This window comes from Nitrosarchaeum sp. AC2 (assembly GCF_013407385.1).
GTDB lineage: Archaea > Thermoproteota > Nitrososphaeria > Nitrososphaerales > Nitrosopumilaceae > Nitrosarchaeum > Nitrosarchaeum koreense.
In genome coordinates this window covers 1,510,478-1,529,400 of sequence record NZ_CP030847.1, presented here as the reverse complement: position 1 = coordinate 1,529,400, position 18,923 = coordinate 1,510,478, and the positions used below count along the sequence as shown (strand labels likewise).

The following is an 18,923-nucleotide window of genomic DNA, read 5'->3' as shown; positions in this document are numbered from 1 at the left end:
TGTGAAAAATATGAAACCACGAAAAAGTTCCATAAATCGTAGTACTAGGGAAACTACAGTATCGGCATCTGTGAATTTGGATGGAACTGGAAAAACTAGTATTCAAACTGGGATTAGTTTTCTTGATCATTTGATTACGGCTTTTGGAAAACATGGAATGATGGATCTGAAGGTTAATGCAAAATCAAATGATAAAATCGAGCATCACTTAATTGAAGATACTGCAATTACAATAGGTTTAGCAATTGACAAAGCTTTGGGTACAAGGAGTGGAATTACTAGATTTAGCTATGCATCAGTACCGATGGATGAGTCTCTAGCTGAGGCTTCAATTGATCTAGTTAAAAGACCATTTTGGAAACTAGTTTTATCAATTAAACGAAACACAATTGAAGGTATTTCAAAAGAAGATTTAGAACACTTTTTCCAATCTCTTTTACAAAATCTAAACATCTGTGTTCACCTCACTGTAAAGTATGGGGATAATGATCATCACAAAGTTGAAGCTGCAATCAAATCATTGGCAGTTGCATTTAGAGAAGCATCTTCATATGATAAAAAACAAAAAGGAATTCCAAGTACTAAAGGTTCTATGTAATGGTCAATTTAGCAATATTTGATTATGGAGCTGGAAATATTTTTAGTCTAAAAAACTCACTTGAAAAAGCAGGAGCTACTGTAGATGTTATTACAAATTTTGACAAGCCTAACATTTACTCTGGGCTTTTACTTCCAGGAGTAGGAAATTTTGATCCTGCAATCAAGAGCATATCTAAATCAAAAATTAACTTTCATGAGTATGTCAAAGACAACACACCTGTTTTAGGAATTTGTCTTGGTATGGAAATGTTTTTTGAAAAAAGTGAAGAAGGAAATGAAAAGGGATTAGGTGTAATTGAAGGAGATGTGATAGTACTTCCACAATCTATGAAAGTTCCACATATGGGATGGAATAATTTGGAAATTAAAAAATCTGGAAAAATCCTTGAAGGAGTTAAAAATGAATCTTGGGTTTATTTTGTACACTCGTATAGGGTAAACCCAATTAATTATGATGCTATTACTGCAGAATCTGATTATGGAATTAAGGTGCCTGCAGTTATTGAACAAGATAATTTTTTTGGAACACAGTTTCATCCAGAAAAATCAGGTAATGTAGGAAAAATTATGATTCAAAATTTTTTAAATGTGTGTAAAAAATGAAAGTTATTCCTGCAATTGATCTAATGAATGGCCAAGTAGTACGACTCTACAAAGGTGATCCTAACCAGAAAACCGTATACAGTGACAATCCTGTAGAAGTAGCAAAAAAATGGGAAGCAAACGGTGCTGACATGCTTCATTTGGTAGACCTTGATGCAACTCTAGGAATTGGTTCAAATCTACCAATAATTAAGAAAATTCTTGATCAGATTTCAATTCCGATTCAAGTAGCTGGTGGATTACGAGATGAATCTACTATTATTGACATCGCAAAAATTTGTAGCAGAGTTGTTTTAGGTACATTGGCATTTAAAGATAAATCAATACTGCAAAAATTATTATTAAATTTGGGTTCTGAAAAAATTGTAATTTCCGTTGATCATCTTGATGGTGAAATAGTTATACATGGATGGCAAAAACAAACAGGAATAAAATTAATTGATGCTATGAAAGAATTTCTATCAATGGGATTCTCTGAATTTTTATTAACAAATGTTAATAGAGATGGAACACTTGACGGTCCTGATTTAGAATTTTTATCTCAAGCATGTCAATTAAATAATACACATGTAATTGCAAGCGGTGGAATTTCAAATATTAAAGACGTTCAAAATGTAAAACAAGAAAATGCATTTGGCGTAATTTTAGGTAAGGCGCTTTATGAGAATAAAATATCAATTCAGGAGGCAAAACAAATCGCATGACTTTAACAAAAAGAATCATTCCCTGTCTTGATGTAAAAAATGGACGGGTTGTAAAAGGCCTTCATTTCGAATCTATCAAAGATGCTGGAGATCCTGTTGAATTGGCTGAAAAATATAGTAACGAGGGTGCAGATGAACTAGTTTTTTTAGATATTACTGCATCTGACGAACAAAGAAAAACAATCAAGGATTTGGTAAGAAAAGTTGCATCTGTAATTGATATTCCATTTACAGTTGGAGGTGGAGTAAAATCATTAGAAGATGCAAGAAATATTTTACTTAATGGTGCCGATAAAGTTGGTATCAACACAGGCGCAATAAAAAATCCTAATGTTATTTCTGAATTAATGCAGCTATTTGGGCGACAGTGTGTTGTAGTTGCTATAGATGCTAAAAGAAACTATGATCTTAAAAAAGACAAGAATATTTTTTCTGAAAATGGAAAAAAATTCTGGTTTGAAGTCTTCATTTATGGTGGAAAAGAAGCAACCAGTGTTGATGTTATTGAATGGGCAAAAAAAGTAGAAAAGCTGGGTGCAGGAGAAATACTTCTAACTAGTATTGATAAGGATGGAACCAAAGACGGTTATGATCTCGTTCTAACTAGGGAGATTGTAAACTCCGTATCTATTCCAGTAATAGCCTCAGGAGGATGTGGTAAACCCGATGATATGGTCAATGTATTCAAGGAATCAAACGCTGACGCTGCATTGGCTGCTTCAATATTTCACTATCAAACTCATGGTGTGAATGGCGTAAAAAAATATCTCAAAGACAAACAAATTCCTGTAAGATTATAAACAATACTTTGTGATTTTAAATGATGAAAAAATCTATTGAAGATATTGATTTTGCAAAAAGTGATGGATTAATTCCAGTCATTGTTCAGGATGCAAATACAAAAGATGTATTGACATTAGCTTACTCAAATAAAGAATCATTGGAACTAACTAAAAAAACTGGTAACTCTTGGTTTTGGAGTCGTTCTAGAAATAAACTCTGGATGAAAGGTGAAGAATCTGGAAATACACAAAAAATTAAAGAAATTCTTGTAGATTGTGATTTTGATGCAGTTATTTATCTTGTAGAGCCATCAGGGCCAGCATGTCATACTGGTGAGAAAGTTTGTTTTCACAATAGTTTAGAAAAATAATCTAACATGCAGGTTCTATGTTTGTTCCTGGAACAATTTCATCTGTAATTTCAAAATATAAATTTGGATAGTCTGTTCCTCTAAAAACTACTGCCCATTTTCCAATCAAGTCATCTATTGAACATATTTCTTTGGTTTTTGAAATCGCTGGTTCTACATAATAATTAAAAAGATCTTTTTTCATACCATCAAAAGGTATTGTCATGTATACGGAATAATGTGTATTATTTAACGGTCTCATAAACGCAACCTGACCTTTTTCGTTTCCATTTAATCCTCCAATTACTAAGAAAATTTTTTCACCTATAGCGTATTTACTTCGGTCAATTTGAAATGGCCCCGAAGTTATCCATTCTCTTGGTTTAGGTGAATATTCATTTTCTAAATTGATCTTTTCTACATCGTCTGTTTTTTCTTCAATCTCTGGAGTTTCAGTTTCTGCAATCACTTCTTTATCTAGTGTATCTTCAACTTCTATTGAATCTGATTTTAATTCGGAACTCAAACTTATAGCTAAAATGATTATCGCAATACTTACACCAAGTATGCTTCCTATAATCAGTCCCTTTTTCATGGTTTTTCCTTTCTAAAAATATCTAAAAACCTTCCTCATAATTGTTAATTTATTCATATTTTTTGCAAATCTTCAAAATTCTACCTAATTTTTAAAATATGACTATGTTTTCATTATATTTTTTACTCTGTAAAGTTAAGTGTTACTTAACTTGATATTAGGATTTTTTATGTATTATTTCAAAGGAGAAACTGATCTTGGCTAGAACATCACTACAATGCAGAGAATGCAAAAAACAATACGATACTGCTTTCAAGTATGTCTGTGATGACTGTTTTGGACCGCTTGATGTAAAGTATAACTTTCCTACAGTCACAAAAAATACCTTTGTAAATCGTGAGCATAACTATTGGAGATATTTTGAATTATTGCCAATAGAAAACAAATCTAATATTATTAGTATTGGAGCAGGAATGACACCTCTTATCAAAGCTGATAATCTTGGAAAAAAATTAGGACTAAACAATCTATACATCAAAAATGATTCTGTAAATCCAACATTTTCATTTAAAGACAGACCTGCTGGAGTTGCAATATCAAAAGCAAAAGAATTTGGATTATCTGCTGTTGGTTGTGCATCTACTGGTAACTTAGCATCTGCAACTGCAGCACATGCCGCAAAAGCTGGATTACCATGTCATGTATTTGCACCAAGTAATATTGAGATGGCAAAAATTGCACAGGCATTATCTTATGGCGCAAACTACATTGCAGTAGATGGAACATATGATGATGCAAATAGAATAGCTGCCCAAATTGGTGATAGTAAAGGAATAGGAATTGTAAATATTAACATGCGTTCTCATTATGTGGAAGGCTCTAAAACACTTGCATATGAAGTTGCAGAACAACTTGACTGGCAAGTCCCTGATCAACTTATAGTTCCTGTAGGAAGTGGTGCAATGCTTAATGCAATTTGTAAAGGATTTGAAGAATTACAGACAGTTTCATTGTTAAATGATATAACAAACATGCACATGATAGCAGCACAACCACACGGATGTGCTCCTATTGTTGATGCATTTAAGAAAAATAGCAAAGAAGTGATCCCAGTAGAGAACCCAGATACTATTGCAAAGAGTTTAGCAATAGGTGATCCTGGAGATGGTAGATATGTTTTGAAACGATTAGAGCAATACAATGGATTTGCAGAAGAATGCAACAACAAAGAAATTTTAGATGCAATATTGCTTTTGGCAAGAACTGAGGGAATATTTACAGAACCTGCAGGTGGCGTCTCTGTTGCTGTGCTTCAAAAGATGATTGAACAGGGAAAAATTGACAAAAATGATTCTGTAGTGTGCTATGTCACTGGAAATGGATTAAAAGCTACTGAGGCAATAATGGAAGTATTACAAAAACCAAAAGTAATGAAAGCAAACATTACAGAAATATCGGCGGTAGTAAACTAGAATGGCAAATATCATATTTACAATTCCATCAGTGCTAAATCAAGGTGGTGGAGAAAAAAAAACAGATATTTCAGCTGATTCACTTACTGATGCATTTGTAAAAATATCTCAAATCATGGGTGATGACTTTAAGAGACGAGTTTTAGAAGGTGATGGAACTCCGCGTTCTTTGATTAATATTTACATTAATGGAAAAAACGCAAAATTTTCTGATGGAATGAATACTGTTCTAAATAATGGAGATGAAGTATATATCTTACCTGCAGTAGCTGGTGGCTCTGATGAATTATCTGCAAAAGAACTAGATAGATTTTCAAGACAAGTAATGTTGGAAGAAATTGGTTATACTGGACAATTAAAGCTAAAAAATTCCAAAGTATGTGTTGTAGGTGTAGGTGGACTTGGAAATCCAATAACATCAAGACTAGCTGCAATGGGTGTTGGTACTCTGAGAATTGTTGATCGAGATGTAATAGAATTATCTAATTTACATAGACAAACAATGTTTGATGAATCCGATGTTGGCCAAGTTAAAGTAGAAGTTGCAGCTAAAAAATTACAGAAACTAAATCCTGATTGTAAAATAGAATCTTTGGCAGTTTCAGTAAACGATTACACTGCACTTGAAGTTGTAGAAGGATGCGATGTTGTAATTGATGCACTTGACAGTGTTAATGCAAGATATGCTCTAAATAATGCATGTGTAAAATTTGGAATTCCTTTTGTTACTGGTGCAGCAGTAGGAGTGTCAGGACAAGCATTTACTATTTTACCAAAAGAATCTGCATGTTACTATTGCATGTTTCCTGAACTAAATGAAGACACAATGCCAACTTGTAGCATTGAAGGAGTTCATCCGTCCATACTTTCTATTGTTGGTGGAATAGAAGTATCTGAAGCTGTAAAAATCATTACTGGAAAAAAACCTAGTCTGTCACAAAGAATTCTTCACATTGATTTGGAGAATCTTGATTTTACAAGTACCAGAACATTTCGAGCTGAAGAGTGTCCGATTTGTGGAACAGGAAAAATTACATCTGTACCAAAACAAGAATTGATCTTAGAAGAACTATGTGGAAGAAATCGTGGAAAGCGAACTTACTCTGTAACTCCTACTGATACATTTGATGTTGATACTGTTATAGTTTCTAACATCGCAAAAAAGCAAGGATTCATAGTAGAAAATCTTGGTGACTTGGGGCTATCATTGCGGACAAATGATCTCTCTGTAAGTTTTATGAAAAAAGGTTCAGCAGTAATAGTTGGCTCAAAAGATGAAAATGATGCCATATTATTATATAAAAGTCTGCTTGGTAGGGAATTGAGTACAAAAACTAGCCTATAAAAATTTCATAAATTATAGTAAAAAGATACAAAATACATCGATCATATTATAGAAAAAAGTTAAAAGTATAAATTTTATGTTACATATATCTAATAATTTCATAAAATCTAATAATATGATAAAAAAATCTTAAAAAATTGTCTAATTGTGGACAATTCGTCCATTAGCCTTATATACAAATTTTAAAGAGAAAAACCAATAACATGAATAACGAAATAGGACGAAAAATAACTAGTCTTACATTAATGACAATTATGTTAGCCGGTGGTTTGACATTTGCTGCTCCATCTATGATGCCAGTAGCACATGCAGCCAACGCTAACCTATTTGTTTCCGCAGAAAACTCGCAGTTCAATAATTACATGTCAGGTCCTCAAGTAATTGAGGTCGTGGTAATAGATTCTGATATCAATGACACTGATGAGGGTAAAGGTGAACCAAACATTACCGTAAACGGCAAAAGCCTTAGAATGGTTCAAGCCGTAGATGGTAACTGGTATGGTTACTTTGCAGATAAGACAATGGCACAAACAGCAGACCAAACAGTTGTGGGTAATACCGCAGGTGAAGGTCTTGACTTTGGTACATTTTGTGGTCCAGCAACAAACATTGGTTCCGCAACAGGTCCAGTAGTATCCGTTACTGATACCGTAGGTATCGCAACTGGTGCAAATGCTCCTGGTGGTTCCAATGGTACAGCTGCATTTGCAACATGTACTGCATTCTCTTTCACAGCACAGGATACACAAAATGTAATCCGTGAAGAAAAAGATGTAAATGCATTTCCAAATTCAACTAACGTTGGACAAATACAAATTGATCCAGATGTATGGCCATTTATACAACTCTATACTCTAAGTGCAGGTGGAAACGTTGTAGTTCAATATAACAAAGGTGGTGGTGTTCAAACAACAACACTTACTTTTGATACAGTTGACCAATTTGCCGGTGTATCTTTAGATAGAACAACTTATCCGCAAAAAGCCCAAGTTCATACAACAGTAACAGATCTATGGTTAAACATTGACCCAACTGATGAAGATTCTTGGACATTTGGTGCTAATGCAACCAATGCAACTAGCAAAGGTACATACTACCAAGTATTCAATGAGAATGGCGATCGGGATGGCGATGCAGCAGCAGCCGGTGTGATTAATGTTGACTCAGTCTTAGCTTCACTGATGTGTGAAGATAACTGTAGACTGTTAGTTAACATTAACAAACAAGGTGCTACAAACCCAGTACTTACACTCCAAGATAACGGTGATACTGTATTAGAAGCTGGAACAGATGCAAATCTTGCATCTGCATTCACAGTAAACGGTACAGGATTACACGGACAATTGGGTGCAAATACGGTGCCAGTAACACTTACTGAACAAGGTCCAAACAGCGGCATATTTGGTACATATGATGAATCAGATGTCTCTGTTTTAAAGATCACCAGTAATGCAGCAAGGGGAACCTCTGCAACTGTTGATTATAATGCGACCCCACGAACAATTCTTGTAGGATTTGGCTTTGCAACAGTCGATATACAACCAACAGATGCTGAATGGACCTCTGGCGAAGAGATTCCAGTAATCATCGTTGATAGTGATGCTAACAAAAACAGTAGAGCAGATGAAGACCTTGACTTGTTTGATACTAATGTGACATTGATCCCAGCACTTCAAACTGGTGATCCATTCACATTGGGTGAAAACGGCACAGGAAGTTCAACAGCTGCAAAAGCTCTTTGGACTACTTTCACTGCATTACCTACCGGCACTAACATAGAACTTAGTGGCGCAACAGGTACCAATGCTACTGCAACCTTAGCTGTTGACAAATTTAGTGAACGAGGAATCGTCACTCCAACAGCTGGTGCAGGTGCAACTAACGCTCTTATCATAGATTTTAGATCAACTTATGGTGAGCTGAAAAACACAATTAGAGATCCATCTGCAGGTACTTTCCATGGTTTTAACTTCCTTAACTTAGATGTTAGAAGTTTGAATACCACAGGTACATTTGATGTTTATCTATTGAATAGCACAGGTACTATTATCAACACTTCAACCGGAATATTGTCTAACAATGTATCTATCGGTGGTTTGTTACTCGGAGATAATGTTAACCCACAAAGCTTAACATTACTCAATACAACCGCTACAAACGCACAAATATTCAACTCAACTAGCACTCCTTCAACTAACAGTGTTGGTTTGTTGATAATTAGCAGCGTAGCAGGTGGTGTAATTACAACCCCCGGTACTGATGCTATTACAGCAGACTTTGTTTCCTTTGGATACTTGAATGATGGTTTAGCAGCTGGAGACAGAATAGCTAACCAGATTGTAAGAATTGAAGCAGAAGAAACTGGTGATAACACATCTACCTTTGCAGGTAGTTTGGAGTTTATCATGATTAATCAGCTAAACATACTTGACGTAAACACCTACTCAGACCTAACTTTAATTGCCGATGATCCAAACTTCATCGTCATTGAAGATCTAACTGATGAAGATTCACCTAGAGTCAACTATAATGACTTAGGTGCAGATGGTGTTACAACTCAAGTTGCTGATCAACAGGCAGCTCCAAGTCACTCAGGTGTTGTATCTTTGAATGCAGAGTCATACAAGAATGCTGACACAGTTATAATTACACTACAAGACTTAGATCTTAACGTCGATTCTGACTTAATTGATATCTATACTACTATTACCGACGGAGGTAGTTTACGTGATGTTGTTGGAAGCAATTCTACATCAACAGTACTATCTACCGGAGATGATCTTGGTAGGTTATTAGATGTCACTTTTGATGATCAAAAATGGACTACACCAGTAGACAGTGCATGTGCGACATCCTTGTCGAATGCAGGTGTAACAGATACAGGATTAGGTGCAACCGGATTCACTATATATGAAACTGGACCTGAAACTGGTATCTTTATTGGTGATTTCCAAATCCCAGGAGCATGGTGTAGATCAGGTGCAACAACATCTGAATCTGTCACAGGTCTCGATATTGAAGTCAACTATGTTGACTTTAGAGATGCATCTGGTGAAGTCATTGAAGTAACTGATGGTGCAGGCGTTCGCGCTAACACCGGATCCGTCAGTCTTGATCGAACCGTTTACCCAGTACCATTTGGTGTCCCAACGGACTTTACCACTGATACTGATACAACCCCAGATGGAAGATCCATATTCCCAATCCATCAAACTGGACAGAATACAGCTGGAACATCACGTTCTGGTTCAGGACTTCAATCTGGTGAGTTTATTGGTAGCGGAGATCTAGCAATTCACATCAGAGTTAATGATCCAGACTTCAATACATCCGCAAGTGGTGAAGACATTATAGGAACCAACAGTACAGCCGGTAACGGACCTGTTAAGATCTCTGTATTAAGAGGTTCTTCAACAGTAGTCCTTGGTTTTGCTGGTGGTCCAGAAGCATTAGCTGGTACAATTGATACCAATAATGTAAATCTTAAAGATGTCAGACAATTTGGTCCAATGGGCGAAATTGCACCAGATGCAGGAATATTTGAATCTGATATAGTCATTAGATATACCGATGGTCCAGCAAGTACTGTTTGTCCAAGCACAACAAGTGTATGGACTAACCTTGATGGTGCAGGTACCGCCGAAACAGACAGATTTGATATTGCCGCAACTACTGGTGATTATTGTATCTTACAAGGAGATATTCTCCAAGTAGAATACACTGATCCAGCTGATGCATCAGGTGATATCAATACTGTAACTGATTCTGCTACCTTTGACCTAAGAAACGGTGTATTACAATCTGACAAATCAGTGTATATTATTGGATCCGACATGATCTTGACCCTCATTGAACCAGACTTCGATTTGGACAATGACCAGGCTGAGACATATGATTTGGACTTAATTGAATGGGACTCTGATGCCGCAACCGTTACCATGGGTGACGCTGACGGACAAGGAGCCAACTTCGACCCAGAACCATCTAACTTTAGAGAAACAGGTGACAGTACTGGAATCTTCCAGATTGTCGTCGAAATTCCATCTGAATTAGACGGTGATAAACTAGAAAGAGGAGAAGAAATTGTTCTCGAGTACAGCGATTGGGGTCCATCCGGATCTGACTACGTAGGTGATGAAGACGAAGATGTCAACTTGACACTCTTTACTTCGAACTTCGGAGCAACTGTAGAGCTTGACCAAAAAGTTTACACATGGACTGATAAAGTATACATTACTATTGTAGCCCCAGATCACAACTTCGATAGCAACTTAGTCGATGAGATTGGTGACACTAATGAAGACCCAATAAAGGTCTCAACTAGAGGTAACAAACTCAACAACTACAAACTAGTCGAAACTGGTACTGACACAGGCATTTTCACTGGTGAGGTAATTCTTACCGGCTTTACACATAATGCTGATGGCGATACCACAACTGGTACTAACGGTAATGATGTAACAACCACTTCTCCTTCTGGTACTGGTCCAACAGATGGACTGTTGCCAGCTGATGATGATGACGGCATAACTATCTCCTTTGAATTCTCAGAGGATGAGACTATTGTCGGCTCAGCATTAATCAGATGGAATATTGGTGAGGTTCAGTGGCTTGAAGCAAGCTACCCAGCAAGCGGTACAGGTGTTGTAAGAGTAATTGATCCAGATATGAACTTAAACCCAGAAGCAGTTGATAATTTCAACGCTGACGTGTGGTCTGACTCCGATGCCGGAGGTATTGATCTAACTGTAACTGAGACTAATGAGGCAACCGGAATATTCGAAGGTACTGTGTTCTTCACAACTACTGACGAATCATCTGGTCACAGACTCAGAGTCGCAGAAGGTGACACTGTCACTGCAGAATATTCAGACAATACATTGCCTAATCCATACACAACAGCAGATGAACTTGATATTACTGCCACTTCGCTAATCGGTACGGTTGTACCACCTCTTGAGAGAGCACCAGCTGCTAACTTGAGAGTTGTTGACGCATTCGGTAACAGCTTAAGCGCTGTTAACGTTGATCAACAGGTGCAAATAACTGCCGACCTAGCAAATGGTCAGGATAGAGAGCAAGCATTTGCCTACTTGGTACAGATTCAGGATGGTAACGGTGTTACAGTCTCACTAGCATGGATTACAGGTTCATTATCCGCTGGTCAATCATTCAGCCCTGCTTTATCATGGATCCCAACTGACGCTGGCACTTATACTGCCACTGCATTTGTCTGGGAATCTGTTGATAATCCAACGGCATTATCACCACCAGTAACTACGACAATAATCGTACAGTAAGAAACTAGTTCACATTTTCCTTTTTTTCTTTTTTTTGAATCAACACTTAACGTAAGTTATAGATAATTCCAGAAGCAATATCTAGGAGATATTATCCAATTATTTTAAATTGAAATCACAAATTTTGTTATTGTCTTTTATTTTATTATTGATTATTCCTGTAAATAATGCATATTCTGAATTAAAATTATCTGCAACCAATCAAGTATACTCAGAAGGCGAACCTCTTTTTGTGTATGGTAATGGTAACCCAAATGAAACTTTGATAATTAGATTATTTTCACCTGATGATACTATCGTAGGGTTTGATCAATTAATTACTACTGATGATGGTTCTTTTAATCATGTGTTACTAATATGGCCAAAACCAACTTCCAGTTTTCCATTTGGCACATATACTATAGAGGTAATCAGTACTGAACAAAATGGAATCTCTCAAAAATTAGATGTAAAATTTACATCTACAACAGACTTGATGGAAATACCAATAGAGCGACATGTACTCACATCTGTGTTTGCTCCAGAGACTGCAGCAATAAATAATCCATTTAGAATATTTGTACAAACTACAAGTGATGGTTTGTTAATAGGTGATGATCCAAAAGAATTACTTCAAACAACTCACATTCACTTACCTTCAGGAAAGGTAGAAACAATATCTAATGCGTTTTCAACACTTCATCAAGGATTATACTATCTAGATTATATTCCAAAAGAAGAAGGAACATATGTTTTTCATGTAGTATCATTTAATCAAGGAACAATATCGCATGCTTCTGTTGCAACTAATGTTCTAAGTCAGGATCTGGGTGGAATTTCAAATCAAATTATAGAACTAAATTCAATTTTAAAAGAAACATCAGATGAATTAGACACATTGCAATCTGAAATTGAGAGATTTGGATCTACGTTGGAGGGCGCCAGTACTAATATTGATGCAAGTGTAACATCAGTATCAAATTCTGTGTCTAACATTGAAGAGGCATCATCTCAACTAAACTCGCTATTTTTCCCAATTGTAGCATCAATTGGAATCATTGTAGCACTTCAAATTGCAATACTTGCCAGAAGAAGATAGTTATAATAATGCAAGAAAGGAAAAATTTATCATAATGCCCAAAGCGGCGATTCTTTTTAGCGTTCTTCTTGTTTTAGGAATGCTTGTAAATTCTTATGCATATGTAGGTGGAGATCTACCTCTTGAAAATGAGATGTCAACAAACAATTCTGTTTTATTTAATTCTGATATTATAAAAATAGATTCAGATTTTTTTAAACAAAATAATTTTAAGCGGTACATTATTTTTGGAACAGGTTCTGACGAATCCAGTTTTTTAAAAAACAATTCTCTTTATGGGATTGAATCTGGTGGAGGATTTTTTTATGTTGCAGTACTTCCAGAAAATTCCATTTCAAATTTCGTTTCTAAAGGATATAATGTAATAGAAGATTTCAAACTAGACTTTCATTCAGATACATCTATTCTTGATGCATCAAGAATTGGAGAAATAACTGGATCTACTTTGGCACAAACAAAATACGACGTAAATGGACAAGGAATTAAAATAGGAATAGTAGATACTGGTGTTGATTTTTCAAATCTTGATATACGAAGTTCTTTAGCTAGAGACAAAAACAATCATCCCATCATGCTTGATGCAGATGGACAAGGAATAATTCTTACAAATTCCACTTTTTTTGCATTCATTGATAAAGATGGAATCATTCGAAACAACACAAAACCACTTCCAGAAGGAATGACTTCATCTGTATATCAAACAAGAGATGGAATTTTTTTAAACATCTCTCAAAATGGTAAAGGAACAACAATTCCAATTTACAACTCTTTTTTTCCACAATCTGGAAATGCTCCAATCTTTAGTGGAATATTAGATATTGATATGAAAATTGGTAGTGATAATAGAAATTATATCAAATCAAAAAGTGGAATTTACCATTTAGGTGTAATGTATCAGGGGGGTTTAGAAGGACCATTAGCAAGAATACAAGTAGTACCTATACTTGTAGTTGATTCTAATACAGCTGGAGTTTACGATACTATAATTCCTGATATGAGTACATCTTGGGAAGATTATACTCGATTTGATTTAAAATCAGGAGAGAGACCAAAATATGATTTTGATTTTACTGATGAAAAACCTATAGTTTTAGGAAGTGGAAATGAGTTTCTTGTTTATGATTCAAATGGTGATGGTAAAGCAGATTATAGTGCAGGAACAGTCGGTGCTCAAGTACTAGATGTTTATGGCGTGATTCAAAACAAAACATCAGACATTAATAAAACACTAAATGCAATTAATGGTACTTTATTGCCTGCATTTGATTCTAAAGGAATGTTTTTTGGAGTGATGACTGATTTTGTAGGACATGGGACATCAAGTGCTTCTTCTATTACATCAAAAGGTAATCAGACATATGACATTTACAACAATACCAGTAAATTTACTATCACAGGTGTTGCACCAGGTGCAAAAATTGTACCTGTAAAATCATTGTGGGTAGGTGATACTGTTTATGCATGGTTGTGGTTATCTGGTTTTGACAGTAATGATCATAGTTGGAATTTTACTGGAAAACCAAGAGTAGATATAATTTCCAACAGCTGGGGCATCTCAAATTTTCCATCATTTAATTCTGCACCTGGAATGGATATTCTTTCTATAATACTTAGCATACTTGCTACCCCTCATTCACTTGATGATAATTATCCCGGAATAACAATTGTATCTAGTGCTGGAAATTCTGGACATGGATATGGAACAATTGGAATGCCAAACTCTTCTCCATTTGGAATTACAGTAGGGGCTACCACAAACAATGTCTTTGTTGGATATGGTCCGTTTAAGGATCAACCTAGATTTGGTAATGGCACTTCTCACTTTAATGATGTAGTAGATTTTTCAAGTAGGGGTCCTGGAATCATTGGTGATCCAAAACCTGATTTGATGAGTATTGGAGCACATGGTTTTACACCATCTAATGTTATTAAAACAAAAAAAGATTCAAAGGATGAATCTTTTTCATTATTTGGAGGAACTAGTATGGCAGCACCTCTGGTTTCTGGAAGTGCAGCACTTTTAATGGAGGGCCTAAACAAACAATCAAAAGAATATGATTCTTTTACAATCAAAAATATCTTAATGTCTACTGCTAAAGATCTTAAAAATGATCCATTTACTCAAGGAGCTGGATTAGTGGATGCAAGTGCTGCATTAAGTTTTGTAAACGGTGAGGATGAAAAATTTATTGTTTACAATGATGCATCATACAATAATATCAAAGAAATTTTAAAATCCCCACTTGAAACAATCAACTCTACATCACTTGGATTTGAGAAATTTGAATTTCCAACAAAAACCATGCCTATGACAAGTTGGTTTGCAGGCCAATTACATCCTGGAGAATCTAGTAAAACAACTTTTACAATTAAAAATCCAACTGAAAAGCCAATTCAATTATCAATCAAACCAACTACAATGACTTTGATCAAAAATACTCTATATGATGGAACAACTAAAGTACAACAAAAAGATTCCATACTAAACAAATCAGATGCGTTCATTCCAAACTATATCAAGTTATCAGATATAAAAAACCCTAAAGAATTAGGAGAATTTTTTGATAGTAATTCAATTCCAACTGAATCGTCTTTAATGATATTGAATCTTAATTTCCCATTTGATAATTTTATGAATAAAACTGATATTCTTTATGCAAATGATATGAAAATTTCTTCATTATATCTTTATGATTGGATTGATAAAAACAGTGACACCAATATATCTAGCAATGAATTGTTAATGGTTAGCAGAGCTGGATCATGGGGAACAGTTCAAGAACTTAGAATTTCTGAACCAAATGAAAAATTCAAAGGAACTCCGCTAGTCGGCGTATATCCTACTCCAACTAGATACTCTTACTATATAGGTGACACAAAACAAAATTCAACTTCAATGGAATACACATTATCTGCAAGCTATTATCAAAAAGATAAATGGTCTGTAATCTGGCCAGAGTTTGAAACAATTACTGTTCCTGCAAACGATGTTGCCAAATTAAATGTCTCGTTAATTGCGCCAAATGATTTTCAATCTGGTAACTATCAAGGATTCATATCATTTGAAGGAAAAAATCATACTGTAAATGCCCCGATATCATTTGTTGTTAAAGAACCCGTTAATCAAAAAGATTCACTTGTATTAATTGATGGAAAGCAAAGTGATGATATTCTTTATGGTAACGGTTATGTCAAAGGCGCATTTGATATGACAAATAGATACATGGCAGGTGATTGGAGACAATATTATTTTGATGTAGTTGATGACTCGATAAATTCTGCAGCAATAGAACTATCTTGGAAATCTGATGACACAAACTTGTCAGTATTTGTTGTTGATCCTAAAGGAAGAATAATTCAATCTAATATGCCATCAGGAGTATTTGGTCATTTTCTAGGTTGGCCTTCACTTGATTGGTTAGGTAATTCTGTTTTTAGTCAAGGAGGCGGTTTCTATCCAGTAAAAAATAAAGATAATAATTCTACTGTACTTTATGTTCCAATAAATCAAACAGGAACATACTCTCTTTTAGCTCATACTACATTGTTTGGTGGAAATGAAACTACAGAGTCAATTACACTTGCCGCTAAATTTTCAAACATTTCTTCAAAAAATCAACCATCCCAAATTCAATTAAATAATACAGAAATTATGTCAACTCTCAAAAACGAAACTAATTCTGAATTTATTGATCAAACCATCACAAATGATTCTCAAACCATCACAAATGATTATCAAACCATCACAAATGATTCTCAAATCATAACAAATGATTCTCAAATTATAATAACTGATAATGATGACAATTCATCTTTTAATGTTGGATTATCTATTGGCATTGGAGTTGGGATTGCGATCGGAATTGTTCTATTTTTGATTCTTAGACAAAAACCAACAAATTATTGAATAAGGTTTATAAGCAATTTGGCGAGTACGACAGCTTGAATGTCTGAGCAGGGGACAAAAAAGTCTGGCGGATTATCTAGAAGGGATTTTCTAAAGTTAATGGGGGCTGCAGGCACTGGGTTGGCTTTTGCTCCTTTTGTTCCATTTGGAAATTTCATGCCAAATCCTTCACAGGCAACTCTAGAAAAAGTTAAAGTCATTTTGCCTGATGGTACCCAAGCAAACGTCAAAACATTTCCACTTAACCATGCTGAAGTAATTACATATCCAAGTACTGGTGATCCTGCACTTGATGCAGAGGCATTTAGAAAATGGCAGTTCATTAGATTGCCAAAAGAACTTGGAGGAGAACAACAAAATGTTTCAGCTTTTAGGGCATACAGTATGGTGTGTCTTCATCTTTGGTGTTTATGGAAATACTGGCCTGAAGAAGGACGAAAGAGAGGAGAATGTCCTTGTCATGGAAGTATGTATGATCCTACAACAGGAACCGCATTTGCTGGACCTGCATCATTACAAGCTGCACCATCAGACACATTGGCACAATTAAATTTTGAAGCTGATGCAGATGGCTTTTTATGGGTTTTACCGCCAACATGGGGTGTGAATGACAATGGAGTAATTGGATATGGCCGTTTCGCTTCATAGACGTACTGGCGCAGTTGCCTTTTTTTATTGGCTCTGGGATGGACTAGACAGAACAATCTTTACTGCAATTAAATTTTCATTTCCTGCTAGGTTTGTAAGTCCATTTGGATTTCTGGGGATGCTTACATTTGTTGTATTTGTAATTCTTGGAATTTCAGGTGCACTTCTAATGTTTTATTATCAACCAATGTTGGATAGAGCATGGGATAGTGTAAAGTTCATCAATGATGAAGTCCCATTTGGTTTTCACATTAGAAATATTCATTATCATGGATCCAACGCCATGGTTCTTTTAGCAATTTTACATATGTATTACCAATACTTTAGTGGAAGATACAAAATTAGAAATGAAATTTTATGGGCAACTGGTGTAATTCTTGGAACCGTTACAATTCTTGAAGCTTTTACTGGTTATGATGTGATATTTAGTGAAAGGGCAGAACTTGCAATTAGTATAGCTGCATCTCTTACCACGTCAATTCCAATAGCAGGACCGACAATCCGTGATGCGATGTTTGGTAGTGGGTTTTCAGACTTTGTGTTACGATTTTATGCACAACATGTGTTTCTCTTACCTCTTGTAATGCTTGGACTGATGGCTGTACACTTTCCAAGATTTCTTGTGTTTGATGTACCCATGGTTATGGCAATCGGTGGTGCGATTCTGATAACTGGTGGCGTGTTTCCAATTGATATGGGATTCAAGTTTGAACCAACTGTTCCACCTGGAATCACTGTGCCTGAATGGTATCTTACAGGCCTCTATGCATTTTTGAGAACTCAGTATGACAAGTTTGTTACAGGTGTATTGTGGCCTGGACTTTTCATTGCGTCATTTTTACTGATTCCATTTATTGATCGATATAAAAAATTCTCTTGGAAAGATCGTCCAATAATTACTGCATTTGGTATTACTGGAATAGCTCAAATCATGGTTACAACATATTGGGGATTCTATATTCCATCTGACACTACTATTCCTCTAGTAGAGCGTTTGGTAATTGATCCAGTGTTTCTATACACAGTAATGATATTGTTAGTTCCACTAGGATTTGGATTCTCATATATGATGATCAAACTTGCAAAAGAATCTGAAAGAAAAGCTAAACTTGCAAAAGACAAGGGTCCAAAGAAAGTGGCAACAATTAATCTATCACAAAAATGGATCAATTGGCTAATTGTTGCACTGTTGGCATTCCAAGTATTTCTAAACATTGCAGCATATAATGCAGCCTTGACAGGAATGAAAAATATCTCTTTATTTTTCATAGGAATAATCTTGATAGTGTTTGCTGGATTCTTCCATCTTTACAGATATGGACTAAACCAAGCAAAGAATGCCCCTCCACCACCACCTACACCTATACATGAAGAAAAACCAAAGGAGCTACCACAATCAATTCCAACTAGTGGAAAACTTCCAGAAGAAAAATCATTAGATGATAGTAAGAAAGAAACAAAAGAACTTGCTCCACAAATTACACCGCCAAAAGTTCAAGCTGATTTGGGAGTTGGTACTAATACAATTCCAGATTTAGGTTCTTCAGATCTAAAAAAACCATAACCTTTCAAAATTCTAAAAAAGCTTTATAAGAACTC

General features: G+C 35.5%; 13 protein-coding genes. 12 read left to right on the top strand and 1 reads right to left on the bottom strand.

Going from position 1 to position 18,923, the window contains the following annotated elements:
• Nucleotides 1-10: 10 nt before the first annotated feature.
• The 5 genes from DSQ20_RS09235 to hisI are packed head-to-tail and all read left to right on the top strand — an operon-like array spanning nt 11 to nt 3,060.
• Complete coding sequence (locus tag DSQ20_RS09235) at nt 11-598, top strand: imidazoleglycerol-phosphate dehydratase (protein ID WP_179365404.1); 588 nt, start codon at nt 11-13, stop codon at nt 596-598.
• Nucleotides 598-1,203, top strand: a complete 606-nt coding sequence (hisH, locus tag DSQ20_RS09230) for an imidazole glycerol phosphate synthase subunit HisH (protein WP_179365403.1) — start codon at nt 598-600, stop codon at nt 1,201-1,203. Before DSQ20_RS09235 ends, hisH begins: the two co-directional genes overlap by 1 nt.
• The gene (hisA, locus tag DSQ20_RS09225; RefSeq protein ID WP_179365402.1) at nt 1,200-1,907 is read left to right on the top strand and encodes a 1-(5-phosphoribosyl)-5-[(5-phosphoribosylamino)methylideneamino]imidazole-4-carboxamide isomerase; all 708 of its coding nucleotides are present in this window, start codon (nt 1,200-1,202) and stop codon (nt 1,905-1,907) included. The genes hisH and hisA overlap by 4 nt, the downstream gene beginning before the upstream one ends.
• A complete protein-coding gene (gene hisF, locus DSQ20_RS09220) occupies nt 1,904-2,707 on the top strand; it encodes an imidazole glycerol phosphate synthase subunit HisF (protein WP_179365401.1) in 804 nt (267 codons plus the stop codon). Before hisA ends, hisF begins: the two co-directional genes overlap by 4 nt.
• 23 nt (nt 2,708-2,730) lie before the next feature.
• Nucleotides 2,731-3,060 (top strand): phosphoribosyl-AMP cyclohydrolase, encoded by a 330-nt coding sequence (gene hisI, locus DSQ20_RS09215; RefSeq protein WP_179365400.1) that lies wholly within the window; start codon nt 2,731-2,733, stop codon nt 3,058-3,060.
• 1 nt (nt 3,061) lies between these two features.
• On the opposite strand, the gene DSQ20_RS09210 is transcribed toward hisI, so the two are convergent.
• Entirely contained in the window at nt 3,062-3,634 is a 573-nt protein-coding gene (locus DSQ20_RS09210; protein WP_179365399.1) for a hypothetical protein, read from the bottom strand.
• Nucleotides 3,635-3,831: 197 nt separating this feature from the next.
• On the opposite strand from DSQ20_RS09210, the gene DSQ20_RS09205 reads away from it, so the two are divergent.
• The 7 genes from DSQ20_RS09205 (at nt 3,832) to DSQ20_RS09175 (ending at nt 18,888) form a co-directional block, all read left to right on the top strand.
• Entirely contained in the window at nt 3,832-5,046 is a 1,215-nt protein-coding gene (locus tag DSQ20_RS09205) for a threonine synthase (protein ID WP_179365398.1), read from the top strand.
• A 1-nt stretch (nt 5,047) separates the two neighbouring features.
• Nucleotides 5,048-6,391: a ThiF family adenylyltransferase gene (locus DSQ20_RS09200; RefSeq protein WP_179365397.1), complete on the top strand. Its 1,344-nt coding sequence runs from the start codon at nt 5,048-5,050 to the stop codon at nt 6,389-6,391.
• 203 nt (nt 6,392-6,594) lie between these two features.
• Complete coding sequence (locus DSQ20_RS09195) at nt 6,595-11,691, top strand: hypothetical protein (protein ID WP_179365396.1); 5,097 nt, start codon at nt 6,595-6,597, stop codon at nt 11,689-11,691.
• Nucleotides 11,692-11,800: 109 nt separating this feature from the next.
• Nucleotides 11,801-12,769: a methyl-accepting chemotaxis protein gene (locus DSQ20_RS09190; protein WP_179365395.1), complete on the top strand. Its 969-nt coding sequence runs from the start codon at nt 11,801-11,803 to the stop codon at nt 12,767-12,769.
• Between the two features lie 34 nt (nt 12,770-12,803).
• Nucleotides 12,804-16,676, top strand: coding sequence for a S8 family serine peptidase (locus DSQ20_RS09185; RefSeq protein WP_179366376.1), 3,873 nt, complete (start codon nt 12,804-12,806; stop codon nt 16,674-16,676).
• Between the two features lie 39 nt (nt 16,677-16,715).
• Nucleotides 16,716-17,324, top strand: a complete 609-nt coding sequence (locus DSQ20_RS09180; protein WP_179365394.1) for a ubiquinol-cytochrome c reductase iron-sulfur subunit — start codon at nt 16,716-16,718, stop codon at nt 17,322-17,324.
• Entirely contained in the window at nt 17,305-18,888 is a 1,584-nt protein-coding gene (locus DSQ20_RS09175) for a cytochrome b N-terminal domain-containing protein (protein WP_179365393.1), read from the top strand. The genes DSQ20_RS09180 and DSQ20_RS09175 overlap by 20 nt, the downstream gene beginning before the upstream one ends.
• The last annotated feature ends 35 nt before the right edge of the window (nt 18,889-18,923 follow it).